The following is a 24,071-nucleotide window of genomic DNA, read 5'->3' as shown; positions in this document are numbered from 1 at the left end:
CATCCAGGTCGGGGCATTATGTGATAATTTGGTGGAACATGTTTGATTAAGGAGTGGGGCAATGCTCGCCCAGCAACGGCAGCAGACGATCCTGGAACGGGTGCGCAGCAGCGGCGGCGTCCGGGTGGCCGACCTCGTCCGCGAGTTCGGCGTCTCCGACATGACGATCCGCCGGGACCTGGAGGCCCTGGCCGAGCGCGGCCTGCTGGAGAAGGTCCACGGCGGCGCCACCGCCACCGGCCCCGGCCGGGCCGAGGAGCCCGGGTTCGCCGCCAAGTCGGCGCGCCAGCAAGCGGAGAAGGAGGCCATCGCCCGCCGCGCGGCCGAGCTCGTGCGGCCCGGCACGGCCGTCGCGCTCTCGGCGGGGACCACCACCTGGACGCTGGCCCGCTTCCTCGTCGACGTGCCCGAGCTGACCGTCATCACCAACTCCGTCCGCATCGCCGACGTCTTCCACCGCGCGGACCGGGCGGACCGCACGGTCGTGCTGACCGGCGGCGTGCGCACCCCCTCCGACGCGCTGGTCGGCCCGGTCGCCGTGGCCGCGATCCGCGGGCTCCACGTGGACACCCTCTTCCTCGGCGTGCACGGGATGAGCGCCCGCGCCGGGTTCACCACGCCCAACCTCCTCGAGGCCGAGACCGACCGCGAGCTGGTCGCCTCCGCGCACCGCCTGGTCGTGCCCGCCGACCACACCAAGTGGGGCACGGTGGGCATCAGCACCATCGCCCGCCTGGCGGACGCCCACGTCGTCATCAGCGATCCCGGCCTGCCGCGGGAGGCCAGGGAAGAGATCACAGCGGAGGCGGGCGAGCTGATCATCGCCGAGCCGGAGCAGGAGAGGCAGGCGGCGGACCGATGAAGCGCACACTCACCCATCTGGCGGACGGCCGGGAGCTGTTCTACTACGACAGCCAGGACGGCGCGGACCGCGGCGCCGTCGACGAGCGGGAGCTGCCGCCCCGCCCGACGGCCTCCGAGCTGCGCTACGACCCGCTGACCGAGGAGTGGGTGGCGATCGCCGGACACCGGCAGAGCCGCACCTTCCTGCCGCCCGCCGACGAGTGCCCGCTCTGCCCGTCGGCCCCCGGACGCCGCAGCGAGATCCCCGCCTCCTCCTACGAGGTGGTCGTCTTCGAGAACCGGTTCCCGTCGTTCTCCACCCGGATCGGCGAGCACGCCCCGGCGGGCGGGCTGAGCGAGGTGCGCCCGGGCGCCGGCCGCTGCGAGGTGGTCTGCTTCACCCCCGAGCACGACTCCTCCTTCTCCCGGCTCTCCCCCGGGCAGGTCGAGCTGGTCATGGAGGCCTGGATCGACCGGACGACGGAGCTGTCGGCCGTCCCGGGCGTGGAGCAGGTGTTCTGCTTCGAGAACCGCGGGGCGGAGATCGGCATCACGCTGGCCCACCCGCACGGCCAGATCTACGCCTACCCCTACGTGACCCCCCGCACGAAGCTGACCCTCGCCGCCGCCGGGCGCCACCGGGAGCGGACCGGGCGGAACCTGTTCGCCGACGTCCTGGCCGCCGAGCGGGAGGCCGGGGTGCGGGTGGTCGCGGCCAACGAGCACTGGACGGCGTTCGTCCCGGCCGCCGCCCGCTGGCCGTACGAGGTGCACCTCTACCCCCACCGGCGGGTCCCCGACCTGGCCGGGCTCGAGGCGGCCGAGCGCGCGGCGTTCGGGCCACTCTACACCGAGGTGCTGCGCCGGCTGGACGGGCTGTTCGGCGTGGCGATGCCGTACGTCGCGGCCTGGCACCAGGCGCCGGTCCGCACCGGGCGGGACCTCGCCTACGCCCACCTGGAGCTGTTCTCCATCCGCCGGGCGCCGAACAAGCTCAAGTATCTCGCCGGATCGGAGTCGGCCATGGGGGCGTTCGTCAACGACGTCCTGCCCGAGGAGGCGGCCCGCCGCCTGCGCGCCGTCGTCACGGACTGATCACCGCTTGGTCTCGGCTTGAATTAGCATGACCATCCCATTACCACTACTATCCTCCAGTTAGCCGCTTCAACAGCGGAGATGCCTAATCCCGGGCGCCTCGCCCGGGAGCCGGGGAACCACCGCACCTGGGGTGAACCACCGTGGTGGCGGGCCGCTCCAGCCCGAACCCGTCAGCTAACCCGGCCGGCTGGAGGAGAGGAGAACGCGTGGCGGCCCCGTCCCCCACGGCCCCCACGTTCCGCCGTCGTGTGGCTGCGTCCGTCTGCCTGCTCTCCGCGCTCGGACTCACCCTCACCGCTCCGGGCACGGGCCTCGCGGAACCCAAACCCACCGAGAAGCAGCTCCTCAAGGAGCTGGACGAGCTCAACAAGAAGGTCGACAGGCTCATCGAGACCTACGCCGCCAAACGGGAGTCCGTGCGGAAGGCGGAGAAGGCCGAGAAGGTCGCCGAGGAGAACCTCCGCAAGGCCCAGCGGACCTACGACGAGGCCTGGCGCCAGGTCGACTCGATCGCCCAGATCCGCTACCAGAGCAGCTCGAGCACCCTGCCGTCCCTGCTGTTCGCCGACAGCGGCGGCATGAACGCCGCCGCCGTGATGGAGCACCTCATCGCCCAGCAGAGCGCCTACCTGGAGGGCTTCGCCACCAGCAGGGACCGGCGCAAGCAGGCCGCGGACCGGGCCGAGGAGCTGACCGAGCAGCGGCGCAAGGAGGCCGAGGAGGTCGAGCGGCAGCGCAAGGAGGCCGAGAAGGTCATCCGCGACATCAAGCGGAAACTCGACCAGCTCGTGCCCCTGGGCTCAGGGCGCCGCGCCGGCGGCTGGGCGCCCCAGCTGCCCACCGGGGCCGACAACATCACCGACCGCACCAGGAACATGCGCGACACCATCAGGCGGCGCTTCGACCTGACCCACACGGTCGGCTGCTACCGGAGCCTGAACGACGGCGGCGAACACCCCCTCGGCCGGGCCTGCGACTTCATGATGAGCACCGGCGGCGCCATGCCCACCGCCGCCAACCTCAAGCTCGGCGACGAGATCGCCGCCTGGACGATCAAGCACCGCAACAAGCTCGGCGTCAAGTACGTGATCTGGCGCCAGCGCATCAACCACGGCTCGGGGTGGCGCTTCATGTCCGACCGCGGCGGCAACACCGCCAACCACTACGACCACGTGCACATCTCGATGTACTGAGTCGCGGGACGGGGGAAAACCGTCCAGAAAATCCCCCTTCCCGTCAAGACCGGAATCGGCAACAAGTTGTTCCCGGAAGTCAGCTTGCTGAATCCGCCATTTCTTTCCTCCGGCACGCGCCACGGGCAGAGTTGTCCGTGCGAGAACAGGGACGCGACCGAGGAAGGACCGGGAAATGACGGATGTGAGCACCTCCCCGATCAGGCCGGGCACGGCAGTCGAGGCACTGACCGCGCATACTCACGAAACGGTTTCCTGCGGCATCCGGCCGGGGGGAGGATCCCGTCCGGCGGGCTTGAACCACGCCGGCGGATCCACGCCGTACATCAAACTCGATTCCGATGCCCCGGGGGTGCGCGGGCTGTTCCGCTTCCGCCCTGAGACCGCCCTTCCGCTGAACGCCCTGGTGGAGGTGCTGCTGCGCGGGGAGAGCACGCTGACCGCGGGAGAGCGCGAGCTCATCGCGACGTACGTGTCGGCGCTCAACCAGTGCCGCTTCTGCTTCTCCACCCACGCGGCCCTCGCCGCGGTCCGCCTCCCGGAGGGGATGGAGCTGGTGGAGCAGGTCCGCACCGACCTCGACGGCGCCCCGGTCTCCGGCAAGCTCCGGGCCCTGCTGCGCATCGCGGCCGCCGTCCAGCGCAGCGGACGCGACGTCCTCCCGGAGCACGTCGAGGCGGCCCGCGCGGTGGGCGCCACGGACCTGGAGATCCACGACACCGTGCTGATCGCCGCCGCGTTCTGCATGTTCAACCGCTACGTCGACGGCCTCGGCACGATCGCCTCCGACGATCCCGAGCACTACGCCGCGCGGGCCCGGATGACCGGGGGCTATCTAGCCGTGCTGGCGGCCGAGTCCGGCGGACCGCCCCGCAGGCGGTCCCGGCGGCATGCCCGGGCCCGCCTGCGCGGCCGCTCCCGGCGGCCGGCGCGAGGACGCCCGCGCCGGAAGTGACCTCGGGCGTACGGGCCGGGCAGTCCCGCACGCCCGCTCCGACGGCCGCGCGCTCCCGCCGCCCTGCCGGGGCGTCAGGCGAAGAACTCGTCGACGCCCCGGGGGTCCTGCGGATAGCTCAGGCGCTCGGTGATCTTTCCGTCCTCGACGCGGAAGACGTGGAGCCCCCGCTCGTCCAGGCGCCGCCCGCCGCGCTCTCCCTGCACGCGCAGCAGGACCGCGACATGCCGCTCGCCGGTGAGGAACTCCTCGGGCTCGAACCGCGTCAGGCTCTCGGCCGGCCCGGCGAACCGCTCGAGGTAGCCGATCACCTGCTCCTTGCCGCGGTAGTCCCCGGAGAGGGAGCCTCCGCCGGGGACGTGGAAGACCGCGTCGTCGGCGAGCAGGTGGTCGCGGATGCGGCCCAGGTCGTTCTTGGCGAGCGCCTCGTAGAAATCACGCACGGGAACGACATCTGAATGCACGGACATGAACGGCCTCCCACCGATGACATCACTGATTCGTGTGACGGGAGTGACGCTAACCCGCCCCGCACGGAATGAACAAGAGGGAAATAGGACACTGGCCTTGCGGCCATAATCACATCACGTATGTACCGAATCAGGGGTCCACCCGTACCCGGAGGACCGAATCCACGATTGACAGCGGCGGAGAGCCCGGCGATCATGAGCACTCGTCGGACGCGTCCGCTTCCGGAGAGCGTGCCGAGAGAAATTCTTTCCTCCCCAAGGGACTTTTCATGCCCCACATCTCCCTCGACTCCGACGAGCCGGGAATCCTCGGCCTGTTCCGTTTCCGCCCGGAGACGGCCGCCCCGATGAACGCTTTGGCCGAGGTGCTGCTGCGCGGGGAGAGCACGCTGTCCCGCGGAGAGCGCGAGCTCATCGCGGCACATGTGTCGGCGCTCAACCAGTGCCGCTTCTGCTTCTCCTCGCACGCCGCCTTCGCCGCCGCGCAACTTCCGGAGGGGATGGAGCTGGTGGAGCAGGTCCGCACCGACCTCGACGGCGCCCCGGTCTCCGGCAAGCTCCGGGCCCTGCTGCGCATCGCGGCCGCCGTCCAGCGCAGCGGACGCGACGTCCTCCCGGAGCACGTCGAGGCGGCCCGCGCGGCGGGCGCCACGGACCTGGAGATCCACGACACCGTGCTGATCGCCGCCGCGTTCTGCATGTTCAACCGCTACGTCGACGGCCTCGGCACGGTCGCCCCGGACGACCCCGCCGCCTACACGGCGATGGCCGAGCGGATCGTCGCGTCCGGGTACCCGAGCGCGTCGGCCGGTGCGGAGGCGCGGGACCGATGACCGCGACAGGATCCGGCGAGCGCGTCCACCGCTATCTGATCGTCGGGGCCGGGCCCGGCGGACTGCAGCTCAGCTACTTCCTCCAGCGGGCCGGCGCCGACTACCTGACCCTGGAGCGCGAGGCGTCCCCCGGCGCCTTCTTCGGCCGCTATCCCCGGCACCGCAGGCTGATCTCGCTGAACAAGGTCCACACCGGCGCGAAGGATCCGGAGATCGCCCTGCGCTGGGACTGGAACTCCCTGCTCAACGACGAGGGCCTGCTGTTCCCCCGTTACTCCCAGGAGTACTTCCCGCACGCCGACGACCTGGTGCGCTACCTGGCCGACTTCCGGCGGGAGCACGACCTGCGCGTGCGGTTCTCCACGCCCGTCGACCGGGTCGAGAGAACGGACGGCCACTTCGTCGTGCACTCCGGCGACCAGGTGTTCCGGGCCGAATGCCTGATCATGGCGACCGGCTGGGGCGGCCCGCACGTCCCCGAGATCCCGGGCATCGAGCACGCCGTGGGCTACGAGGACATGCCGGTCGACGGCGCGGAGTTCGCCGACCAGCGCGTGCTGATCATCGGTAAGGGCAACTCGGCGTTCGAGACGGCCCAGGCCATGCTCGGCCACGCCGCCGTCATCCATCTGGCCAGTCCCAGCCCGGTCCGGCTCGCCTGGACGAGCAAGCACCCCGGCCACGTGCGCGGCCAGTACGGTGCGCTGCTGGACAGCTACTGGTTCAAGACCCTGCACGGCGTGCTGGAGTGCCAGGTCGACCGGATCTGGCGGGAGGGCGACGAGTTCAGAGCGGCCATCACCTACACACTCGCCGACGGGGAGCAGGCGGTACTGGAGTACGACACGGTACTGCGCTGCACCGGGTTCACCATGGACACCTCCGTCTTCGACGAGTCCTGCCGTCCCCGGCTCGCCCCGAACGGGCGGATGCCCGCGATCCGCCCCGACTTCCAGTCGGCGAACGTCGACGGCCTGTACTTCGCCGGCACCCTGATGCAGGCGCGCGACTTCAAACGCGCGTCCTCCGCCTTCATCGACGGTTTCCGCTACAACCTGCGCACCCTGGCGACCCTGCTCGCCGAGCGCTACGACGGGGTCCCGCTCGAGGTCCGGACCCTGCCGGCCGACTCCGACCGGCTGACCGGGGCCATGCTGGAGCGGGTCAACCACAGTTCCGCGCTGTGGACCCAGTTCGAGTACCTGTGCGACGTCTACGTAGTGGACGCCGCGGCGGGACACGTGCGGCACTACACGGATCTGCCCGAGGACTACGCCGTCGAGCGGTTCTCCGGCGAGGCGCTGTACTTCACCGTCACCCTGCGGTGGGGGCGTGAGAAGTACGACGACGTGTTCGCCATCCAGCGGCACCCGACGCCCGAGCGTGCCCACGAGAGCGCTTTCCTCCACCCTGTCGTCCGCGCCTGGCGGCACAGCGAGCAGGTCGCGGAGCAGCACCTGCTGGAGGATCTCCTCGCCCAGTGGCGCGACCCCGTCCGGCACGTGCGGCCGCTGCGCGCCTTCCTCGCCGCCCTCCTCCCCGGTGCGGAGCCGGGCCGCTCAGCCGGTCTCTGAACCCTCCCCGGCCGTCAGATCACCGATCAGGTGGTCGACCACGTCGGCGGGCCTCCCGGCGGCGCCGTACACGGCCCGCTGGCGGGCGGCCCCGCTCCCTCCGGCCAGCAGTCGCCGTACCCGCCGGGTCGCCATGTCCAGGTCGCCGGTGCCCTCCAGGGCCGGGCGGACGTGCCGCAGCAGCGCGGTGACGAGTTCGGCCGCGGGGCGCCGCTCCCCGGTGAGCGCGTCGATGCCGTACCCTTCCAGGCCGTCGCGGGCCGCCTGCCAGTACGCCGCCCGCAGCAGCCCGTCCACCGGCCGAGGGCCCGGGTCGCCGCGTTCCACGCGCTCCAGCGAGACCACCACCAGGGCACGCACCACGGCCGCCAGCAGCGCGGACTCCCCGGCGGTGGCGGGCACGTCGGTCACGCGGACCTCCAGCGTCGGCAGCCGTGCCGACGGCCGGACGTCCCAGAAGATCGTTCCCGGATCCACGAGGACCCCGGCGGCGGTCAGCGTTCCCGTCAGCCGCTCGTACTCGGCCAGGGAGGCGAAGTACGGCGGCGGTCCCGCCACCGGCCACCTGCCCCAGCAGAGCGTGCGCCAGCTGGCGTACCCGGTGTCACGCCCCTCCCACAGCGGCGAGTTGGCCGTCATCGCCACCAGCACCGGCAGCCACGGCCGCAGGTGGTTGCCCACCAGCACCGCCTTCTCCCGGTCGGGCAGGTGCACGTGGACATGGCCCGCGCAGATGCTCTGCTCGTCGTGGAGCGCCCGGTAGGTTTCGATCCCCACCCCGTAGCGCGGGTCGTCGGTGATCGGGGGCGGGACCACCTCTCCGAGCACGGGCGTGCCCGAGGCGACCAGCGCCAGCCCCGCGCTCCGGGCAGCGGCCGCCACCGCCGCCCGCATCCGCCTCAGTTCCGCCTCCAGGTCCCGGACGCGGGAGCACGGCGGGGTCTTCGCCTCCACCTGGAACCGGGTGATCTCGGTGCTCACCTGCCCGCCGAGCTCGGCGGCGGCGCGTTCCACCACCCCGGCCGCCCGAGGCGCCACCGCCCGCGTGACCGGATCGACGACGAGGTACTCCTCCTCCACCCCCACCAGCGGGCAGAGCGCGTCGAAGTGCGGAGCCGTCCGCGGCATGTCGTCGGTCGCCGTCATCTCCACTCCATCGGGCGGGCCACCGGAGGCCGGTGACGTGATCATTGACGGCGTCACGTTATCCGCTCCGATCTCGCCTGTCCGCGCGAACGGCAATGTTCCCCTCGAAACAGCACGGACGGATAAGACCTCCGGCCGGCGGAAAACCACGTGACACCCGATCCGGCGTTCCGGGAGGATCGGGCGCCATGACCGACAAACGGATCGATCCGCCCTTCATCGCCGACGAGACGTCCATGCTGCACGCCTGGCTGGACTGGCACCGCGAGACGCTCGCCGTCAAGTGCGCGGGCCTGTCCGAGGAGCAGCTGCGCCTGCGCTCCGCCGAGCCGTCCGCGCTCTCCCTGCTGGGCCTGGTCCGGCACCTGGCCGAGGTGGAGCGCCACTGGTTCCGCAACATCCTGTGCGGCGAGGGCGCGCCCCCGCTCTTCTACAGCGAGGAGAACCCCGACGGCGACTTCGACGACGTCGCCACCGCCCCGGCGCAGGAGGCCTTCGCCCGCTGGCAGGAGGAGGTCGAGCACGCCCGCCGGGTCTCCGCCGGCCTGTCACCGGACGCCCTGGGCAAGTCCCTGCGCAGGGGGCAGCAGGTCTCGCTCCGCTGGATCCTCATCCACATGATCGAGGAATACGCCCGGCACAACGGCCACGCCGACCTCATCCGCGAACGGATCGACGGCGTCACGGGCGAGTAGGCCGGCTCCCCGGACGGTCTCCCCTGGTGGTCTCCGCGGCGCCGGAAACGGGCGGGCCACGCGGGCCGGCTAACGGGAGGGCAGGCTCCGCGCGGCCTCCCCCGGCCCGCCGCCCGCCATACCGCCGCCTCCCCCGTCCCGGGTCTCCTCCGGAGCGCCGGCGCCGCCGGAGACCTCCGCCAGCGCCTCGGCGATCGACCGGTCGAGGGCCGCGTAGTCCGCCGGCCGGGCCGCGGCGGCCTCCGCGAAGCGGGTGAGCAGCCGGGCGAAGGCCTCCCGGTCCGCCCGGTCCCAGTCGGCCATCAGCGCGTCGAGGTAGGACCGCCGGTAGCGGACCACCACCTCCAGGACCCGGCGTCCGGCCGCGCTCAGCGTCAGCCGGGCCCGCCGTGCGTCGATCTCGGACTCCTCCCGGACCACGAGCCCCGCGCCGATCGCGTCGTTGACCAGCCGGCTCGCCGTCGAGGGATCCACGTCGAGCTGTTCGGCGACGGCCCCCACGGTCACCTCGGGGAGCTCCAGGTCCAGCTTGTGCACGGCGTGCACGACCATCACGTTGGACATCTGGACCGGTCGATGCGGGTCGGCGGCCCTGCGCGCGCGCAGCGGCCGCGCCCAGATCCGGCGCAGCCGGAACAGCGCCACGTCGATCGTCGAGCCGATCGTCCCGTTCTCCATCCGGCCCACTTTATCGGCGATCCCGGCGCGCGCGCCGGGCCGGCGAAGGGTCAGCCGGCCAGCCGGATGGGGTTGACCAGGTCGGCGTACATCAGCAGCGCGGCCATGATGATCATCGTGAAGGCCAGCGCGTAGGTCAGCGGGAGCACCTTGGCGATGTCCACGTGGGCGGGCTCCGGCCTGCGGGCGAGGCGGGCGAAGCCGCGCTTGATCCCCTCCCAGAGGCCGCCGGCGATGTGGCCGCCGTCCAGCGGGAGGAGCGGGATCAGGTTGAACATGCCGATCGCCAGGTTGAAGCTCGCCAGCAGGCTGACGAAGATGGCGATCTTGTTCTCGAGGGGGGCGTCGGAGGCCGCGATCTCACCGCCGATGCGGCTGACGCCGACGACGCCGATGGGGCCGTCCTTGTCGCGCTCCTCACCGGAGAAGGCGGCGTTCCAGACGCCGACCATCTTCTCCGGGAAGCGGAGCAGCGCGGCGGCGGTCCGGGCGGTGAAGTCGCCCATGTGCGTCACCACGGCGCCGATGCTCTGCTGCTCGACGACCTGCTTGGAGGTGACGCCCAGGTAGCCGACCCGCTCGATCTTCCCGGGCTCGTCGAGCGACTCCCGGTCCTGGGCGATGAGCGTGGCCGTGAGCGTCATCGGCCGGCCGTCCCTGGTGATGCCGATCTCCACGGGCCCGGCGCCGCTGCCCCGGATGGCGCGGGTCGCCTCCTCCCAGGTCCCGGTGGCCCTGCCGCCCACCGAGACGATGACGTCACCGGGGCGCAGCCCGGCCGCCGCGGCGGGGCTGGCCTCGTCGGCGGCGGTGCACTCGGGGTTCGTGGCGTACTCGGCGGCGGTCTTCACGCAGTCCGGGACGGAGTCGACCTGCGTCGTGGAGACCGTGACGCCGAAGCCCATGAGCACGACGGCGAACAGGACGAAGGCCAGCACGAAGTTCATCGCCGGCCCGCCGGCCATCACGATGACCTTCTGCCACCAGGGCTTGCGGTAGAAGACGCGGTCCTCATCGCCTGGCCGGACCTCCTCCAGCGCGACCTCGCGGGCGCTCTCGATCAGCCCCTGCCAGGGGCCGCTGGAGATCGAGCGGACCTTGCCGGGCTCGTCGCCCGGGCGGGGCGGCAGCATGCCGATCATCCGGATGTAGCCGCCGAACGGGATCCACTTGACGCCGTACTCGGTCTCGCCGCGCCGGCGCGACCAGAGCGTGGGACCGAACCCGACCATGTACTGCGTGACCTTGACGCCGAACAGCTTCGCCGGCACGAGGTGGCCGATCTCGTGCAGCGCGATCGAGGCCATCAGTCCCAGGAGGAAGAGGATGATCCCGATCACGAAAAGCCAGTCCACAGGTTTCCCCCTGGTCGCGGATTCATCGGCAATGCCCCATAAGAGACTAGCCGAACCGCCCCTGTGCGGGGCCGCTCCCGGCGCGGGACCCGCGGGGGCTCCCGGCGCCCGGCCCGGGCGCGGCGGCGCGGCCGGTCAGGGCCGCCAGACGAGGACCAGCGCGCAGTCGTCGTTGTGCCCGGCCGACATGGAGGTGACCAGGGTGCGCGCCCCCGCCGCGAAGCCCGAGGGCAGCAGCCGTTCCGCCTCGCCCAGCAGCCGGTCGAGGCCGGCGTCGATGTCCCTGCCGGGCTGCTCGATCAGTCCGTCGGTGTAGAGCATGAGCGCGTCGCCCTTGCGGAGCACCCCCCGGTCGGGCTCGCAGTGCAGGTCCGGCACGATCCCCAGGACCACGCCCTTGGCCGAGGAGACGCGCCAGGTGCCCGTGCCCGCCTCGAAGGTGACCACCGGCGGGTGGCCGGCCGAGGTGATCTCGTACTCGCCCGTGGCCAGGTCGATCCGGACGTGGACGGCGGTGACGAAGCCCTCGTCCTCCCGCTGGCGGTGCAGGTAGGCGTTGCAGGCGGGCAGGAAGTCGCTCACCGAGCCGAGCAGGCCGCCGAAGGCGCCCGAGAGCATCAGCGCGCGGGTGCCCGCGTCGACGCCCTTGCCGGAGACGTCGACCAGGGCGAGCTGCAGCGTGTCGCCGTCGCGGGAGGAGATCAGGAAGTCGCCGCCGAAGGACGAGCCCCCGGCCTGCTTGAGCACCACCTTCGAGCCCCAGTCCTTGGGCAGCTGCGGCAGCTCGCTCTGCTTCTTGAGCCGGTCGCGCAGCTCCAGCAGCATCGCGTCGCCGCGCAGCCCCTGCACGCCGAGCTTGCCCCGGGTGCGGGCCATGAGCGCGGCCAGCGCGGCGGTGAAGCCGACCGCGGCCAGCGTCCCCGGGCCGATGTGCTCCACGCCGGCGGCGAACCCGACGTAGGCCAGAGAGACCGCGACCGCGCACAGCAGCTTGGCGAGGCTGCGCAGCCGGAGCTGGAGGCCGCCGACGAGGATGACGGGGATCAGCAGCGCGGGCGAGAACCACTCGACGGAGACCCGGGCGCCCAGGCCGCCCAGCACCAGCGCCAGCACGATCAGCGTGACGAGCAGGTTGCGGTCGCGGGCCAGCGGACCCCGGCGGAGGAACCGCACCACGCGCACCAGCAGGGGGATCCGCACCAGGAACGCGCGGAGTCCCGCGGGGATCAGCGGCGCCGGGCGGGAAGTCATGATGCGCTCGACTGTAGCGGCCCACCCCTCTTTTGGGCAGCCCACTTGCCCACTTGACCGGCGCCTTGATCGTCCGGCGGGGACGCGCGGGGATATCGGGTGGCGGCCTCTCGCCCGTCCTGCCTACCGTGGGAGGAATGAACCTCACCCTGCGCCCGCTGACCGAGGCCGACTGGACGGACTGGATCACCGTCGACGAGGAGGCGTTCGGCAACGCCATCCCGCCGCACCGGGTGGAGCTGTTCCGGAACACCACCGAGTTCGACCGCTCGCTGGGCGCCTTCGAGGGCGACCTGCTCGTGGGCGTCACTTCGGTGTGCAGCTTCACCATGACGGTGCCCGGCGGCCCGATCCCGGTCGGCGGCGTCACCGCGGTCGGCGTGCTCCCCTCGCACCGCCGCCGGGGTGTGTTGACCGCACTGATGACCCGCCAGCTCGCCGACCTGCGCGAGCGGGGCGAGGCGGTCGCCGCGCTCTACGCCTCCGAGGCCGCGATCTACGGCCGCTTCGGGTACGGCAGGGCCGCCGACACCCTGTCCTTCGACATCCCGACCCGCGGCACCACCCTGGCCGCGCACGCCCCGGCCGACCCGGCCCTGCGGCTGCGGGTCGTCCGGCCCGCCGAGGCCCGGGGGGTCTTCGAGAAGGTCTTCGAGGCGGCGCTCGGCGAGCGCCCCGGCCGCTACGCCCGCACCCCGGCGTTCTGGGACATGGTCCTGTCCGACCGCGAGGCCGACCAGGGCGGCGCGGGCCCGCTGAAGGCGGTCGTCGCCGAGGACGACGGCGGCCCGCGCGGGTACGCGCTCTTCCGGATCAAGCCTGGCTTCACCGGGCACGACGAGCCGGACGGCGAGCTGCGGCTGAAGGAGGTCTTCGGGCTGGACCCGGCCGCCTACGCGCTGCTCTGGCGGCACCTGCTCGAGCGCGACCTGGTCTCCCGGGTCACGGCCCTGTACCGTCCGGTCGACGACCCGCTGATCCACCTGCTGTCCGAGCCGCGCCGGCTGCGCGCGAGCTGGTTCGACGACCTGTGGGTCCGGCTGGTGGACGTCGGGCGGGCCCTCGCGGCGCGCCGCTACGCGGCCCCGGTGGACGTGGTGGTCGAGGTCGCGGACGCCGTCTGCCCGTGGAACGCCCGGCGCTGGCGGCTGACGGCCGACGCCTCCGGGGCCCGGTGCGAGCCCGTGGAGGAGGCCGCCGACCTGGCGCTGCCGGTGAGCGCGCTGGGCGCGGCCTATCTGGGCGGCCGGCCGCTGACCCCGCTGCAGGCGGCCGGGGTGGTGCGCGAGCTGCGGGCGGGAGCCGTACGGGAGCTGTCCACCGCGCTGTCGTGGGAGCCCGCGCCATGCGCGGGCCTGGTCTTCTGACGGCCCTGCCGCGCCCGGCCCGCGCCGTCTAGGGTGGCGGCATGGCACTGCAGAGCTTGCAGATCACCGCGATCACCGCGATGCGGGCCCGGGACGTGTCCCGGCCCTCGAAGGAGCAGCAGGAGGCCGCCGACCGCAGGCCCCTGCGCGACGAGACGCCCCGCAGGGAGCCGTCGCGCAGGGGCGGCCGGGACAGGCCCGCCTACGGCAGCGGCGGGAGCTCGCCGGTCGTCTCGTAGGCGCCGAGCTGCGCGATGCGGCGGCTGTGCCGCTCCGCGCCCGAGTAGGGGGTGGACAGGAAGAGCTCGACGAACCTGGTCGACTCCTCCGTGCTGTGCATCCGCCCGCCGATGCTGATCACGTTCGCGTCGTTGTGCTCGCGGGCCAGCTTGGCGGTGTCCTCGCTCCAGGCCAGGGCCGCGCGCACGCCGCGCACCTTGTTGGCCGCGATCTGCTCGCCGTTGCCGGAGCCGCCGATGACGACCCCCAGGCTGCCGGGGTCTCCGGCGACGCCCTCCGCCGCGCGCAGGACGAACGGCGGGTAGTCGTCCTCGGCGTCGTAGACGAACGGACCGCAGTCCGTGACCTCGTGGCCGTGCTCCTTCAGCCAGGAGACGAGGTGGTTCTTGAGTTCATAGCCGGCATGGTCGGCACCGATGTAGACACGCACCAGCCCAGTCTGGCAGGTGCCGGTGGCCGCCCGGACGCCCGCCCCCGGCTAGAGTAATAGCCGGTCCGCTCATAGAGCCCTTACATCTGGGAGTCCTCACATGCGTGACATCCGAGTGATCGGGGATCCTGTCCTGCGCACGCCCACCGAGCCGATCGTGGACTTCGACCGCGACCTGCGCAGGCTGGTCGACGAGATGTTCGCCGCGATGTACGCCGCGCAGGGCGTCGGACTGGCCGGACCGCAGATCGGCGTGTCGAAGCGGATCTTCGTCTACGACTGCAGCAACCGCAAGGGCCACGTGATCAACCCCGAGCTGACGGTCGACGACGACGGCGAGGTGCTCGACGAGGAGGGCTGCCTGTCGGTGCCCAGCCGCGAGACGGGCAGGCCGCTGTACGCGAGGACCCCGCGGGCCGCGGGGGTCACCGTCACCGGGGTCGACCGCCTCGGGCGGCCGGTGCGGGTCAGGGCGCGGGGCATGCTCGCCCGCTGCTTCCAGCACGAGACCGACCACCTGAACGGCATGCTCTACGTCGACCGGCTGGCCAAGGACGCCGCCCGGAAGGTCCTGCTCCAGACCCCCTGACGGCGCCCCCTCCGCGGCGGGCGGGTCACAGCTGGAGCGACTTGGTCTCCAGATACTCCTCCAGCCCGAACTCGCCCAGCTCGCGCCCGATCCCCGACTGCTTGTACCCCCCGAAGGGGGCGAGCGGGTTGAATCTCCCGCCGTTGATCGCCACCTGGCCGGTGCGCAGGCGCCGCGCCAGGGCGACCGCCCGGCTCTCGTCGCCCGCCCAGACCGCGCCCGCCAGCCCGTACGGCGTGCCGTCGGCGATGGCGACGGCCTCGTCCTCGCCCCGGCTGTAGGGGATGATCGACAGGACGGGCCCGAAGATCTCCTCCTGCTCGATGACCATGCCCGGCGCCACCCCCGCGAAGACGGTGGGCTCCACGTAGAAACCCCGGTCCAGGGGGCGGTCGGTGCCTCCGGCGACCAGCCTGGCGCCCTCCTCCTGGCCCCGGTTGATGTAGCGGACCACGCGGTCGCGCTGCGCCGCGGAGACGAGCGGGCCGAGCCGGGTGCCCTCGGCGAAGGGGTCGCCGACGGTGTGCTCGGCGGCGGCGGCCACCGCGAGCCCGACGGCCTCGTCGTACTGGTCGCGGTGGACGATCATGCGGGTCCAGGCGGAGCAGGTCTGGCCGGAGTTGAGGAAGGCGCTGGCCACCGTCGTCCTGACCGCCGCGGGCAGGTCGGCGTCGGGCAGGACCACGCTCGCCGACTTGCCGCCGAGCTCCAGCGCCACCCGCTTGACCGTCTCGGCGGCCAGCGCGGCGACCCGGCGGCCCGCCCGGGTGGAGCCGGTGAAGGAGACCATGTCCACGCCGGGATGGGCGGCGATGGCCTCGCCGATCACCGGGCCCCGACCGCTGACCATGTTGAACACCCCGGCGGGCAGTCCGACCTCGTCGAAGATCCCGGCCAGCGCGAAGGCCGCCAGCGGCGCCACCTCGCTGGGCTTGAGCACGACCGTGCAGCCGGCGGCGAGCGCCGGGCCCGCCTTGCACACGATCTGGTGGAGCGGGTAGTTCCACGGCGTGATGGCGCCGACCACGCCGACCGGCTCCCGCAGGATCCGGGAGGCGCCGATCCGCCGGGTGTCGAAGTCGTAGGTCTCGGCCAGGCGCGCGTAGGAGTCCAGCACCCCGGCGGGCATCAGGGTGTGCACCTTCATCGCCAGGCCGTACGGGGCGCCCATGTCGGTGGCGATGATCCTGGCTATCTGGTCGGAGCGCTCCCGGATCAGCGAGGCCGCGGCGGCGAGCACCTTCCCCCGCTCGGCGGGGGCCGTTCCGGACCAGACCGGCAGTGCCGCGCGGGCGGCGGCCACGGCCGCCTCGACGTCGTCGGGCGAGCCCGCCGGGACACGGTCGATCAGCTCCTCGGTGGCGGGGTTGACCACGTCGATGCTCTCGCCCGATGCCGACGGCTGCCAGGCTCCGTTCAGATAAAGGTGACGCATTCCCTCATCCTCGCGCGCGGACCGGTGGAAGGGGAGAGTCTCTGTCGTCACACAGCGTGACAGTGATGTCACTCACAGTCGATGCCGTGGCCGCGTGCGTCCCTCCGCCTCGTCCGCCAAGAATACGGGCGAGCCTCCCGCTCAGCAGTGAATAGCGAAGATATTGCGAACTTGTCATATATGACGGTCATAACGGTACGGCGGGCGTGCCCGCCCGCCGTACCGCGGCCGGGCTCAGTCGAAGAGCGGCGGCCGGGTCCGGGAGCGCTTGAGCTCGAAGAAGCCGTCGAAGCCGGCGAGCGCCAGGACGCCGTCCCAGAGCCTGCCCGCCTCCTCGCCCTTGGGCGCGGGAGAGATGACCGGGCCGAAGAACGCGACGTCGCCGATCGCGATCACCGGGGTGCCGACCTCCTGGCCGACCCGGTCGATGCCGTCGGCGTGCGAGGCGCGCAGCGCCGCGTCGTACTCCTCGGAGTCCATCGCGTCGGCGAAGGCGCGGTCCAGCCCCGCCGCCTCCAGCGCCTCCTCCACGGTCCGGCGGAGCGTGTCGGGCTGCTTGACCCTGCCCTCGTTGTGGAAGCGGGTCCCCAGCTCGGTGTAGAGGCGGCCGACGGTCTCGGAGTCGTGCTTCTCCTGCACCGCGGTGACCACGCGGACCGGCCCGAGAGCATTGGCGATCATCTCGCGGTACTCCTGGGGGATGTCCTTGTCCTCGTTGAGGACGTACAGGCTCATGATGTGCCAGCGCGGCTCGATCGGCCGCACCTTCTCCACCTCCAGCAACCAGCGGGAGGTGATCCACGCGAACGGGCAGAAGGGGTCGAACCAGAGATCGACCGGAGTGCGCTCGGTCATGGGTCAGCTCTTTTCGATGATCGGCGGATGTTCCTTGGGGCCACAACCCGGGATGCGCCGCCTTCATTCCGGGAACGCATCGCTCTGGCGGGCGCCGCCCCCGCCGGGGTCCGGGCCGCCGGACGGCCTCGGTGATCCTCCAGGCGACGACCCCCTGCCCCGCATGGCAGGATTCAGGCAGTCCTCCAGCAAGGGAGCGGAGGAAGTTGTGACGAGGGAGCGGTAGTGGCAGGCAATCTGACCCGTGACGAGGCCCGCGAGCGCGCACGGTTGCTCAGCGTGCAGTCGTATGCGGTGGAACTCGACCTGACCGAGGGCGAGGAGCGCTTCGAGAGCATCACCACGGTCCGCTTCACCAGCGCGCGGGCCGGGGCGGAGACGTTCATCGACCTGGCCGGCGCCAAGGTGCGCAGGGCCGTGCTGAACGGCGCCGAGCTGGACGTGAGCACCTACGACCCGCAGACCGGGCGGCTCCCGCTGCCGGGCCTCGCCGAGAGCAACGAGCTGCGGATCGACGCCGACTGCTCCTACATGCGCACCGGTGAGGGCCTGCACCGCTTCGTCGACCCGGTCGACAAGAACGTCTACCTGCACAGCCAGTTCGAGACGGCCGACGCCCACCGGATGTACGCCTGCTTCGACCAGCCCGACCTGAAGGCGACCTTCGAGCTGACCGTGCTCGCGCCCTCCTACTGGGAGGTGATCTCCAACGCGGCGCCCGACGAGGTCGAGGAACTGGCCGAGCACCGGGGCAGGCACGGGGCGCTGCAGGCCGCCAAGCGCTGGCACTTCCCGCCCACCCCGGTGATGAGCACCTACATCACCGCGCTGTGCGCCGGGCCGTACCACAAGGTGACCTCCGAGCACGACGGCATCCCGCTGGGCGTCTACTGCCGGGCCTCGCTCGCCGAGCACCTCGACGCGGAGAACATCTTCGAGGTCACCCGGCAGGGCTTCGACTTCTTCCACAAGGTCTTCGGCATCCGCTACCCCTTCGGCAAGTACGACCAGCTGTTCGTGCCGGAGTTCAACGCCGGCGCGATGGAGAACGCCGGCTGCGTGACCTTCCTGGAGGACTACGTCTTCCGCTCCCGCGTCACCGACGCCGTCATCGAGCGCCGCGCCGAGACGATCCTGCACGAGATGGCGCACATGTGGTTCGGCGACCTGGTCACCATGCGCTGGTGGGACGACCTGTGGCTGAACGAGTCGTTCGCGACCTACGCCTCGGTGCTCTGCCAGGCCGAGGCCACCCGCTGGGGGCAGGGCGCCTGGACGACCTTCGCCAACGTGGAGAAGGCCTGGGCCTACCGCCAGGACCAGCTGCCCTCCACCCACCCGATCGCCGCCGACATCGTCGACATGCACGCGGTCGAGGTGAACTTCGACGGCATCACCTACGCCAAGGGCGCCTCGGTGCTCAAGCAGCTCGTCGCCTACGTCGGCCTGGACAACTTCCTCCAGGGCGTGCGCGACTACTTCAACGAGCACGCCTGGGGCAACACCGAGCTGTCCGACCTGCTGCGCGCGCTGGAGCGCACCAGCGGCCGCGACCTGTCGGAGTGGTCCAAGCAGTGGCTGGAGACCTCCTGGGTCAACACCCTCCGCCCGTCCTTCGAGGTCGACGCCGACGGCCGCTTCACGGGCTTCGAGGTGCTGCAGGAGGCGCCGGCCGAGTACCCGACGCTCCGCTCGCACCGCGTCGCCATCGGCCTGTACTCCTACTCCGGTGACGCCCTCGTCCGTGTCAAGCGGGTCGAGCTCGACGTGGTCGGCGCCCGTACGGCCGTGCCCGAGCTGGTCGGCGAGGCCCAGCCGGACCTGGTGCTGATCAACGACGACGACCTGACCTACGCCAAGGTCCGGCTCGACGAGCGCTCGCTGCGCACCCTGGTCTCCGGCGGCATCGCCAGGTTCGACGGCGCCTCGGGCTCCCTGCCGCGCGCGCTGTGCTGGTCGGCCGCCTGGGACATGACCCGTGACGCCGAGATGGCCACCCGTGACTACGTGGCGCTGGTCGCCTCGGGCATCGCGTCGGTCAAGGACATCACCGTCGCCCAGACCGTGCTCCGCCAGGCCCGCCTGGCCGTGCAGCAGTACGCCGACCCGGCCTGGCGCGCCGAAGGGCTGGCGCAGCTGGCCGCCGCGCTGCGCTCCCTCGTCGCGGAGGCCGAGCCCGGCTCGGACCACCAGCTCGCCTACGTCAACGCGCTGGCCGCCACCGCCGTCTCCGCCGACGACCTGGCGTTCCTTTCGGGCCTGCTCGACGGCACGACCGTGCTGGAGGGCCTGACCGTCGACACCGACCTGCGCTGGACCCTCATCCAGGCCCTGGTCTCCGGCGGCGTGCTCGGCGACGCCGACATCGCCGAGGAGCTGCTGCGCGACCCGACCGCGACCGGCGAGCGCGCCGCCGCCCTGGCCCGGGCCGCGCTGCCCACGGCCGAGGCCAAGGCCGACGCCTGGTCGGCGATCACCGGTGGCAAGCTGAGCGGCGCCCTGCTCCGCTCGACGATCGGCGGCTTCATGGACCCGCGCCACCCCGAGCTGCTGGAGCCGTACGCCGACCGGTACTTCGCCGAGATCGGCCGGATCTGGGAGTCCTGGACCTCCGACAGCGCGCAGAGCTTCGCCAACGGCTGCTACCCGGCCCTGGCCATCTCCCCCGAGACCGTCGCCGAGACGGAGCGGCTGATCGAGGAGAGCGACCCGCCGCACGCGCTCAGGCGCCTGCTCATGGAGGGCGCCGACGGCATCCGCCGCGCCCTGCGGGCCCAGGCCCGGGACGCCGCGGCCTGACCGGCCGTGCCCGGCGCCCCCGCGGGCCGCGGGGGCGCCGGGTGCGCCGCTCCCCCTTAGGCACGGCGCCGCCGGCTCCCCGCGGGCCGGCGGCGCCGGGAAACGTGAGACCTCCCCCTGATGGACTCGGTACAGGACCTGCTCGTCGCGCTCGCCAGGCGGCACGCCTTCGCCGATCTCGAAGCCCTCACCGACGACCCCGAGGTCGCCGCGGTGTGCGAGTTCGGCCAGCGGCTGCTCTCCCTCGACGCCGAGGACTTCGCGGTCGAGGCGCCGCAGGTGCCCCCGGCGCTGCGGCGGCGGGCGCGGGCGTGCACCATGCCGCAGACCCCCCGGCACCAGCCGCGCGGCGCGCTGGACTCGCTGCGCCCGGCCTACGGGCTGCTGCTGGAGGTGATCGCGATCCGCTGGCACCGGCGCGAGCTCAGCCCCATGGTCGCCGCCCTGCACATCGCCAGCGAGTACCTGCCGCTGCTCGCCTTCGAGCCCGCGCTCGGCCACGCGGGCGACCCCGCCCGCTGGCCCGCCGGGCTGAGCGCGCCGGGCAGCCGGTTCGGCGTGATCGGCGACCGCGAGTGCGACCACACCAAGGCCGAGCAGTCGGCCGCCAACCGGACCCTGCGCGTGGCCGTCGAGCCCGCCGAGGGCTGGCGGACCTACTTCGACCGGCAGCACAGCCAGGTGGCGGGCGCGCTGGCCACCTGCGTGGCCGACTGCCGCAACCCCTGCACGGCGATGGAGTGGGTCCAGGAGGGCTCACGCGAGGACCTGGCGCTCCGGTCACAGGTGGCGCTCGCCTTCGCCGACACCCCGCTGGTGCGGCTGCGCCACGCGGCCCCGGTGGGCCACGGCTTCGGGGTCCCCTCCCCCGAGGAGGTGCTGGAGGCCTGGGAGCGCAGCCGGACCGTGCTGGCCAAGAACGAGGTGGGCAGCGCGGCGGCCCGGGACGACGGGTTCCCGCTGCCGGGCCTGCCGAGTCTCTTCTCCGCCGTGGCCGCCGTCCCGGTGGCCCCCTCGACGCTGCTGGAGGACGTCACCGTCCACCTGGTGAAACTGCTGCGGGCGGCGGAGGGCTGAACCGGGCGGGAGGACCGGAAGTTCTCTGGAGAGATTGGAATGGATACCCGTTACCCTGCAGTTCCATGCGGGTGACCGTGGTCACAAAAGTGTGAGTTGGGGACTACTAGGCACCCTCTTTAAACTTCGGCTACCGTGAGTCACGTGGACACCGGTCATGTGCCCGAAGACGGTAACAGCACGTCACCGCTCTGGGTCGGTGATCGCCCGGCCGAGGAGAGGCCGGCGGCCCGCCCCTCCGCGCCCGCGTCGACGTACGCGCCGCGTGACGAGCGCCTTCCGCTGCGCGCCCTGCTCGACCACCCCCGGTACCGCCCGCTCCGCCGCCGTCTCCTGGTCGGCCTGGTCGCCGGAGTGCTGGGCGGCATCCTGCTCGCCGGCTGGCGCTGGGGGGTGACCACGGCCGTGCTGGCGATGATCGCCGACACGGTGCTGCGCGCCCGCTCGCACTCGAGCGTGCCCGCCTGGCGCCGGGCCTCGGTCGCCGAGCGCCGCACGGAGGCCCAGCTGAAGCGGCTGGAGCGCAGTGGCTACCGCACTCTGCACGCCCGCGCCATCCCCGACAGCGAGGCCCAGATCGACCACCTGGTCATCGGCCCCACCGGTGTCTACGCCGTCGACTCCGAGAAGTGGGACAAGCGGCTCCCGGTCCGCGTGCAGTCGCACCGCAAGCTGTTCCACGGCCCGTTCGACCAGAAGGCCCGCCTCGACGAGGCCCGCTGGGAGGCCGAGGAGGCCTCCAAGCTGATCGGCGCGGCGCTCGGCCGCGAGATCGTCGTCGTCCCGGCTCTGGCGATCTACGGCCCGCCCGTCCCGTGGAAGGTCCTCAACGTCCGTCAGGTCGACGTCTTCGACGGCTCGCGGGTCCGCAAGTGGATCACCAAGCGGGAGCGGTCGCTCACCGACACCGAGATCACGAAGATCCACGAGATCGCCGAGCGGGCCCTGCCCCCGCGCTATCCCGAGAGCTGATCCGCCCCGATCCCGGCGCCCGGCGGCCCGTCCGCCGGGCGTTCTCCGCACGCCCACCGCGTCACCGCACACCTCCCGCGTCACCCGCACGCCCTTCGCGTCACCCGCACGCCGGCCCGCGCCCCTTCCTCGCGCCGTCCCCTCCGCCCTTCCCCGCGACCGGCCGGCCCCGTCTCTCTCCGTCTCTCTCCGTCTCTCTCCGGCCTCTCTCTCCGGCCGCCCGGAATGCCTCGCACGTCACCCCGCTTCCGGTTCCGCAACCGTCCGGCAACTGGACCGCGTGTCTCACCAAGCGGGCGAGGGCCGTATCATTTGAAGACTCGATGTCGATGATGGGAGAAGCGTCATGCCCGCCCTCAGGTCTCGTACGGTCACTCACGGCAGGAACATGGCCGGAGCCCGGGCCCTGCTCCGGGCGACGGGCGTAGCCGGCGGCGACTTCGGCAAGCCCATCATCGCGGTGGCCAACAGCTTCACCCAGTTCGTCCCCGGCCACGTCCACCTGCGCGAGGTCGGCGACGTCGTCGCCGGGGCGATCCGCGAGGCGGGGGCGATCCCGCGCGAGTTCAACACGATCGCGGTCGACGACGGCATCGCCATGGGCCACGGCGGCATGCTCTACTCGCTGCCCAGCCGCGAGCTCATCGCCGACGCGGTCGAGTACATGGTCAACGCGCACTGCGCGGACGCGCTGATCTGCGTCTCCAACTGCGACAAGATCACACCGGGCATGCTGCTGGCCGCCTTCCGGCTCAACATCCCCACGATCTTCGTCTCCGGCGGGCCGATGGAGGCCGGCAAGATGCCCGGCAAGAAGCTCGACCTGATCGACCCCATGATCGCCTCCGCGGACGAGAGCGTCTCCGACGCCGAGCTGCTGGCCATGGAGGAGAGCGCCTGCCCGACCTGCGGCTCGTGCAGTGGCATGTTCACCGCCAACTCGATGAACTGCCTGGCCGAGGCCATCGGCCTGGCGCTGCCCGGCAACGGCACGATCCTGGCCACGCACAAGGCCCGCAGGAAGCTCTTCGAGGACGCCGGGCGGCAGCTGGTCGAGATCACCAAGCGCTACTACGAGCAGGACGACGAGAGCGTGCTGCCGCGCAACATCGCCACCAGGGAGGCGTTCGAGAACGCCATGACGCTGGACGTGGCGATGGGCGGCTCGACCAACACGATCCTGCACATCCTCGCCGCGGCCCGGGAGGCGCAGGTCGACTTCGGCCTCAAGGAGATCAACGAGATCTCGCTCCGGGTGCCCTGCCTGTGCAAGGTCGCCCCGGCCACGGACAAGTACCACATCGAGGACGTGCACCGGGCCGGCGGCATCCCGGCCATCCTCGGCGAGCTGGACCGGGGCGGGCTGCTCCACCGCGACGTGCACACCGTCGGCGGCGGCACGCTGGGCGACTACCTCGACTCCTGGGACGTGCGCTCGGACAAGGCGCTGCCCGAGGCGCTGGAGCTCTGGCACGCGGCCCCCGGCAACGTGCGGACCGTCAAGCCGTACTCGCAGGACAACCGGTGGGACTCCCTCGACCTCGACCGCGAGGGCGGCTGCGTGCGCGACATCGAGCACGCCTACACCCGCGACGGCGGCCTGGCCGTGCTCTACGGCAACATCGCCGTCGACGGCTGCATCGTCAAGACCGCCGGCGTGGACGAGTCGATCTGGCGGTTCTCCGGGCCCGCGGTGGTCTTCGAGTCCCAGGAGGACGCGGTCGAGGGCATCCTGAACAACCGGGTGAAGGAGGGCGACGTCGTCGTCATCCGCTACGAGGGCCCCAAGGGAGGGCCCGGCATGCAGGAGATGCTCTACCCGACCTCGTTCCTGAAGGGCAAGGGCCTGGGCAAGGCGTGCGCGCTGATCACCGACGGCCGGTTCTCCGGCGGGACCAGCGGCCTGTCCATCGGCCACGCCTCCCCCGAGGCGGCCGAGGGCGGGACCATCGCCCTGGTCGAGGACGGCGACGTCATCGCGATCGACATCCCGGGCCGCTCGATCGAGCTGCGGGTGCCGGAGGCCGAGCTGGCCGCCCGGCGTGAGCGGCTCCTGGCCGAACTGGGCGGCTACCGGCCGCGCGACCGGCACCGCCCGGTGACCGCCGCGCTCCAGGCCTACGCCGCGCTGACCACCTCGGCCTCCACCGGGGCCTCGCGCGACCTGTCGCAGCTCTCCCGGTAACCGGTCTTCCGGACCGGGCCGCCCGCGGTGT

At 72.2% G+C, this 24,071-nt stretch carries 22 protein-coding genes and 1 riboswitch; of the genes, 14 read left to right on the top strand and 8 right to left on the bottom strand.

Annotated elements, in window-relative coordinates:
• Nucleotides 1-61 precede the first annotated feature (61 nt).
• From ACFOWE_RS30035 to ACFOWE_RS30020, 4 genes are all read left to right on the top strand, one after another.
• Entirely contained in the window at nt 62-862 is an 801-nt protein-coding gene (locus ACFOWE_RS30035) for a DeoR/GlpR family DNA-binding transcription regulator (RefSeq protein WP_377293779.1), read from the top strand.
• On the top strand, nt 859-1,938 hold the full coding sequence (gene galT / locus ACFOWE_RS30030; protein WP_377293777.1) for a galactose-1-phosphate uridylyltransferase: 1,080 nt from the start codon (nt 859-861) through the stop codon (nt 1,936-1,938). Before ACFOWE_RS30035 ends, galT begins: the two co-directional genes overlap by 4 nt.
• Nucleotides 1,939-2,010: 72 nt before the next feature.
• A riboswitch (cyclic di-AMP (ydaO/yuaA leader) is annotated at nt 2,011-2,144 on the top strand.
• Nucleotides 2,145-2,189: 45 nt separating this feature from the next.
• Entirely contained in the window at nt 2,190-3,134 is a 945-nt protein-coding gene (locus tag ACFOWE_RS30025; RefSeq protein WP_377293775.1) for a coiled-coil domain-containing protein, read from the top strand.
• A gap of 352 nt (nt 3,135-3,486) precedes the next feature.
• The gene (locus ACFOWE_RS30020; RefSeq protein WP_377293773.1) at nt 3,487-4,089 is read left to right on the top strand and encodes a carboxymuconolactone decarboxylase family protein; all 603 of its coding nucleotides are present in this window, start codon (nt 3,487-3,489) and stop codon (nt 4,087-4,089) included.
• Nucleotides 4,090-4,163: 74 nt separating this feature from the next.
• On the opposite strand, the gene ACFOWE_RS30015 is transcribed toward ACFOWE_RS30020, so the two are convergent.
• Nucleotides 4,164-4,532: a nuclear transport factor 2 family protein gene (locus tag ACFOWE_RS30015; RefSeq protein ID WP_377293771.1), complete on the bottom strand. Its 369-nt coding sequence runs from the start codon at nt 4,530-4,532 to the stop codon at nt 4,164-4,166.
• A gap of 296 nt (nt 4,533-4,828) precedes the next feature.
• Here ACFOWE_RS30015 and ACFOWE_RS30010 point away from each other — a divergent pair, with 296 nt between their 5' ends.
• Complete coding sequence (locus tag ACFOWE_RS30010; RefSeq protein ID WP_377293769.1) at nt 4,829-5,392, top strand: carboxymuconolactone decarboxylase family protein; 564 nt, start codon at nt 4,829-4,831, stop codon at nt 5,390-5,392.
• Nucleotides 5,389-6,966 (top strand): NAD(P)-binding domain-containing protein, encoded by a 1,578-nt coding sequence (locus ACFOWE_RS30005; protein ID WP_377293767.1) that lies wholly within the window; start codon nt 5,389-5,391, stop codon nt 6,964-6,966. Before ACFOWE_RS30010 ends, ACFOWE_RS30005 begins: the two co-directional genes overlap by 4 nt.
• Here the strand turns inward: ACFOWE_RS30005 and ACFOWE_RS30000 are convergent.
• Nucleotides 6,952-8,112 (bottom strand): carboxylate-amine ligase, encoded by a 1,161-nt coding sequence (locus tag ACFOWE_RS30000; RefSeq protein WP_377293765.1) that lies wholly within the window; start codon nt 8,110-8,112, stop codon nt 6,952-6,954. The genes ACFOWE_RS30005 and ACFOWE_RS30000 overlap by 15 nt on opposite strands.
• Nucleotides 8,113-8,300: 188 nt before the next feature.
• On the opposite strand from ACFOWE_RS30000, the gene ACFOWE_RS29995 reads away from it, so the two are divergent.
• A complete protein-coding gene (locus ACFOWE_RS29995; RefSeq protein ID WP_377293763.1) occupies nt 8,301-8,807 on the top strand; it encodes a DinB family protein in 507 nt (168 codons plus the stop codon).
• Between the two features lie 69 nt (nt 8,808-8,876).
• On the opposite strand, the gene ACFOWE_RS29990 is transcribed toward ACFOWE_RS29995, so the two are convergent.
• The 3 genes from ACFOWE_RS29990 to ACFOWE_RS29980 all read right to left on the bottom strand — a co-directional run bounded on the left by ACFOWE_RS29990 (nt 8,877) and on the right by ACFOWE_RS29980 (nt 12,091).
• Nucleotides 8,877-9,485 carry a MarR family winged helix-turn-helix transcriptional regulator gene (locus tag ACFOWE_RS29990; protein ID WP_377293761.1) on the bottom strand — a complete coding sequence of 203 codons (609 nt, stop codon included), beginning with the start codon at nt 9,483-9,485 and terminating at the stop codon, nt 8,877-8,879.
• Between the two features lie 50 nt (nt 9,486-9,535).
• The gene (locus ACFOWE_RS29985; RefSeq protein WP_377293759.1) at nt 9,536-10,840 is read right to left on the bottom strand and encodes a M50 family metallopeptidase; all 1,305 of its coding nucleotides are present in this window, start codon (nt 10,838-10,840) and stop codon (nt 9,536-9,538) included.
• Nucleotides 10,841-10,975: 135 nt separating this feature from the next.
• The gene (locus tag ACFOWE_RS29980; protein ID WP_377293757.1) at nt 10,976-12,091 is read right to left on the bottom strand and encodes a PP2C family protein-serine/threonine phosphatase; all 1,116 of its coding nucleotides are present in this window, start codon (nt 12,089-12,091) and stop codon (nt 10,976-10,978) included.
• Nucleotides 12,092-12,228: 137 nt separating this feature from the next.
• Here ACFOWE_RS29980 and ACFOWE_RS29975 point away from each other — a divergent pair, with 137 nt between their 5' ends.
• Nucleotides 12,229-13,458 carry a GNAT family N-acetyltransferase gene (locus tag ACFOWE_RS29975; RefSeq protein ID WP_377293755.1) on the top strand — a complete coding sequence of 410 codons (1,230 nt, stop codon included), beginning with the start codon at nt 12,229-12,231 and terminating at the stop codon, nt 13,456-13,458.
• Nucleotides 13,459-13,499: 41 nt separating this feature from the next.
• On the top strand, nt 13,500-13,697 hold the full coding sequence (locus ACFOWE_RS29970) for a hypothetical protein (protein ID WP_377293753.1): 198 nt from the start codon (nt 13,500-13,502) through the stop codon (nt 13,695-13,697).
• On the opposite strand, the gene ACFOWE_RS29965 is transcribed toward ACFOWE_RS29970, so the two are convergent.
• Nucleotides 13,661-14,128: a ribose-5-phosphate isomerase gene (locus ACFOWE_RS29965; protein WP_377293751.1), complete on the bottom strand. Its 468-nt coding sequence runs from the start codon at nt 14,126-14,128 to the stop codon at nt 13,661-13,663. The genes ACFOWE_RS29970 and ACFOWE_RS29965 overlap by 37 nt on opposite strands.
• A 100-nt stretch (nt 14,129-14,228) precedes the next feature.
• Here ACFOWE_RS29965 and def point away from each other — a divergent pair, with 100 nt between their 5' ends.
• Nucleotides 14,229-14,717 carry a peptide deformylase gene (gene def / locus ACFOWE_RS29960; RefSeq protein ID WP_377293749.1) on the top strand — a complete coding sequence of 163 codons (489 nt, stop codon included), beginning with the start codon at nt 14,229-14,231 and terminating at the stop codon, nt 14,715-14,717.
• Nucleotides 14,718-14,742: 25 nt separating this feature from the next.
• Here the strand turns inward: def and ACFOWE_RS29955 are convergent, their stop codons facing one another.
• On the bottom strand, nt 14,743-16,152 hold the full coding sequence (locus tag ACFOWE_RS29955; RefSeq protein ID WP_377293747.1) for an aldehyde dehydrogenase family protein: 1,410 nt from the start codon (nt 16,150-16,152) through the stop codon (nt 14,743-14,745).
• Nucleotides 16,153-16,386: 234 nt separating this feature from the next.
• The gene (locus ACFOWE_RS29950) at nt 16,387-17,007 is read right to left on the bottom strand and encodes a mycothiol-dependent nitroreductase Rv2466c family protein (RefSeq protein WP_377293745.1); all 621 of its coding nucleotides are present in this window, start codon (nt 17,005-17,007) and stop codon (nt 16,387-16,389) included.
• A gap of 225 nt (nt 17,008-17,232) precedes the next feature.
• On the opposite strand from ACFOWE_RS29950, the gene pepN reads away from it, so the two are divergent.
• The 4 genes from pepN (at nt 17,233) to ilvD (ending at nt 24,040) form a co-directional block, all read left to right on the top strand.
• Entirely contained in the window at nt 17,233-19,806 is a 2,574-nt protein-coding gene (gene pepN, locus ACFOWE_RS29945; RefSeq protein ID WP_377293743.1) for an aminopeptidase N, read from the top strand.
• A gap of 120 nt (nt 19,807-19,926) precedes the next feature.
• Nucleotides 19,927-20,883: a hypothetical protein gene (locus ACFOWE_RS29940; protein WP_377293741.1), complete on the top strand. Its 957-nt coding sequence runs from the start codon at nt 19,927-19,929 to the stop codon at nt 20,881-20,883.
• A 144-nt stretch (nt 20,884-21,027) separates the two neighbouring features.
• Nucleotides 21,028-21,855 (top strand): nuclease-related domain-containing protein, encoded by an 828-nt coding sequence (locus tag ACFOWE_RS29935; RefSeq protein ID WP_377293739.1) that lies wholly within the window; start codon nt 21,028-21,030, stop codon nt 21,853-21,855.
• 346 nt (nt 21,856-22,201) lie between these two features.
• Nucleotides 22,202-24,040 carry a dihydroxy-acid dehydratase gene (ilvD, locus tag ACFOWE_RS29930; RefSeq protein ID WP_377293737.1) on the top strand — a complete coding sequence of 613 codons (1,839 nt, stop codon included), beginning with the start codon at nt 22,202-22,204 and terminating at the stop codon, nt 24,038-24,040.
• Nucleotides 24,041-24,071: the final 31 nt, after the last annotated feature.

The sequence above is a fragment of the Planomonospora corallina genome (genome assembly GCF_042650625.1).
Classification (GTDB): domain Bacteria; phylum Actinomycetota; class Actinomycetes; order Streptosporangiales; family Streptosporangiaceae; genus Planomonospora_B; species Planomonospora_B corallina.
The sequence above is the reverse complement of the archived record's forward strand: the minus strand, read 5'-3'. Positions and strand labels throughout refer to the sequence as shown.

Coding starts and splice junctions, on each gene's coding strand:
- ACFOWE_RS29995 (WP_377293763.1), top strand. CDS start 8,301: ATGACCGACAAACGGATCGATCCGCCCTTCATCGCCGACGAGACGTCC.
- ACFOWE_RS30035 (WP_377293779.1), top strand. CDS start 62: ATGCTCGCCCAGCAACGGCAGCAGACGATCCTGGAACGGGTGCGCAGC.
- ACFOWE_RS29940 (WP_377293741.1), top strand. CDS start 19,927: ATGGACTCGGTACAGGACCTGCTCGTCGCGCTCGCCAGGCGGCACGCC.
- ACFOWE_RS30005 (WP_377293767.1), top strand. CDS start 5,389: ATGACCGCGACAGGATCCGGCGAGCGCGTCCACCGCTATCTGATCGTC.
- ACFOWE_RS30010 (WP_377293769.1), top strand. CDS start 4,829: ATGCCCCACATCTCCCTCGACTCCGACGAGCCGGGAATCCTCGGCCTG.
- ACFOWE_RS29950 (WP_377293745.1), bottom strand. CDS start 17,007: ATGACCGAGCGCACTCCGGTCGATCTCTGGTTCGACCCCTTCTGCCCG.
- ilvD (WP_377293737.1), top strand. CDS start 22,202: ATGCCCGCCCTCAGGTCTCGTACGGTCACTCACGGCAGGAACATGGCC.
- ACFOWE_RS29990 (WP_377293761.1), bottom strand. CDS start 9,485: ATGGAGAACGGGACGATCGGCTCGACGATCGACGTGGCGCTGTTCCGG.
- galT (WP_377293777.1), top strand. CDS start 859: ATGAAGCGCACACTCACCCATCTGGCGGACGGCCGGGAGCTGTTCTAC.
- ACFOWE_RS29970 (WP_377293753.1), top strand. CDS start 13,500: ATGGCACTGCAGAGCTTGCAGATCACCGCGATCACCGCGATGCGGGCC.
- ACFOWE_RS29980 (WP_377293757.1), bottom strand. CDS start 12,091: ATGACTTCCCGCCCGGCGCCGCTGATCCCCGCGGGACTCCGCGCGTTC.
- ACFOWE_RS29955 (WP_377293747.1), bottom strand. CDS start 16,152: ATGCGTCACCTTTATCTGAACGGAGCCTGGCAGCCGTCGGCATCGGGC.
- def (WP_377293749.1), top strand. CDS start 14,229: ATGCGTGACATCCGAGTGATCGGGGATCCTGTCCTGCGCACGCCCACC.
- ACFOWE_RS30000 (WP_377293765.1), bottom strand. CDS start 8,112: ATGACGGCGACCGACGACATGCCGCGGACGGCTCCGCACTTCGACGCG.
- ACFOWE_RS29975 (WP_377293755.1), top strand. CDS start 12,229: ATGAACCTCACCCTGCGCCCGCTGACCGAGGCCGACTGGACGGACTGG.